The 1,708-nt window shown below is 50.6% G+C and carries 3 protein-coding genes; 1 reads left to right on the forward strand and 2 read right to left on the reverse strand.

The window, feature by feature from the left end:
- A partial coding sequence (locus tag AC9UEP_RS05950; RefSeq protein ID WP_509545083.1) for an ERAP1-like C-terminal domain-containing protein occupies nucleotides 1–1,116 on the forward strand: 1,116 nt, incomplete at its 5' end.
- On the opposite strand, the gene AC9UEP_RS05955 is transcribed toward AC9UEP_RS05950, so the two are convergent.
- Together AC9UEP_RS05955 and AC9UEP_RS05960 are read right to left on the reverse strand one after the other, a co-directional pair.
- Nucleotides 1,117–1,308, reverse strand: coding sequence for a hypothetical protein (locus tag AC9UEP_RS05955; RefSeq protein WP_509545086.1), 192 nt, complete (start codon nucleotides 1,306–1,308; stop codon nucleotides 1,117–1,119).
- A 9-nt stretch (nucleotides 1,309–1,317) separates the two neighbouring features.
- On the reverse strand, nucleotides 1,318–1,708 hold a 391-nt coding region (locus tag AC9UEP_RS05960), incomplete at its 5' end, for an HNH endonuclease (protein ID WP_509545088.1).

Consider the following 1,708-nt stretch of genomic DNA (forward strand, 5'->3'; position numbering starts at 1 on the left):
ATGCCGGTGGGCTCGACTGAACTTCGCCCCCACAGATTGCATGTGGGTCTCTTTGATATTCAAGGAAGCAAGCTGGTGCGGCGCACAAGTGTGGAACTCGATATCGCTGGCGCACTCACCGAAGTCACCGCATTCACCGGCCAAAAGTCTGCTGACCTAGTTTTGATTAACGATAAAGATCAGACCTATGCGAAGTTGCGCTTTGATGAACGTTCGATTACAACTATGAAGAGTCACCTGGGTTCACTCGATGATTCTTTGGCACGCGGACTTATCTGGGCATCGCTCTGGGATTCCTGCCGAGATGGTGAGCTACCAGCAACTGACTACATCGCGATTGCACTCACCGCCCTGAAAACTGAATCAGATATCTCCATTGTCAGTGCAACTCTGGGCCAGATCGACACCGCACTCTGGGCATATGCCCACCCAGCACATCGTCCGGCACTTCGCTTGCAAGTAGCAACTGCCATTGAAGCAGCACTTGATGCTGCGCAGGCCGGCAGTGATCATCAACTGCAATTTGCAAAAGGTTTTGCCAATACTGCAATAACGCCTGCGCAACTAGCGCGCATTGCCGCCATGCTCGCTGGCTCGATTTCTGGGCTTACTATCGATGCCGAGCTTCGTTGGTTCCTATTCATTTGCGGCGTTAAGCGTGAGGTATTTGGTCCTGCTGATATTGAAAAAGAGCTGGCACTGGATAAGACTGCGCACGGAAAGCAATACGGTGCGATGGCTTATGCCCAAATTCCAAGCAAAGCGGCAAAAGCCAAGGCATTTAGCTCCATCACCACAGATGATCTTTCCAACACGATTCATTCATATAAGTGCCGAGGATTTAACGATCCACTGCATACTGAAATATTGAGTGACTTCGTCGATGAATATTTTGATGTTCTACTTAAAGTCTGGCAGACCAAAGGTTATGAAATTGCTGAAACCACAGCGACCTTGCTCTTTCCATCATGGGTAATCAGTGATGCAACGGTAGCCAAAGCCCAGCACTGGCTAGATGTCACAGGTAAAGGCGCATCACATGCGCTGCGCAGAACTATTCTCGAATCACGCGATGCCATGGTGCGAGCGCTTAAGGCGCAAGCTGCGGATAAGTAATTACTCGATATGAGTGATGGAGGAAGTGCTCGCACTTCTCTTCTCGCGAGTGAAGGCCCACACAATTAGTGAAATTCCTAGGAATAATCCGACGGGTGCCGCCACGAAATAAGTAAAGGTTTGAATCGCGGTCAGGCTCTCACCCGGCATAGCACCAGGCTCTTGGTTAATCATGAGCAGTTGAGAAAGCATTGAACGAGTCTATGCAGTTGCGGCAGCGACGCCAAATGGCTGAAGATAAGGAAGCCAACGATTTTCGGTGCGACCTGTTCCAAGAATTCTCCAGGCAGCGCCCACCGGTTCGCGCGGTAGCGTGCGAAGTCGCCACCCAAGTTCTTTAAGTGGCTTATCGGCTTTGACATGGTTGCACTTGTGACATGCACTGACCACATTCTCCCAATTGTGACCGCCGCCACGAGAACGTGGAATGACGTGATCAATAGAAGTTGCAGGTGCTGTGCAATACACGCAACGGCCGCCGTCTCGCGCGAAGATTGCGCGACGGGAAAGTGGAACCGCATGACGATATGGAATCTTCACAAATTTATTGAGGCGAATTACTGATGGGAGCTCAATCTGACCATGTGCAAAG

It is taken from the genome of Candidatus Planktophila sp., assembly GCF_040402315.1.
GTDB lineage: Bacteria > Actinomycetota > Actinomycetes > Nanopelagicales > Nanopelagicaceae > Planktophila.

Excerpts from the sequence above, each read along its gene's own strand:
- AC9UEP_RS05955 (WP_509545086.1), bottom strand. The coding sequence starts at position 1,308 with ATGCTTTCTCAACTGCTCATGATTAACCAAGAGCCTGGTGCTATGCCG.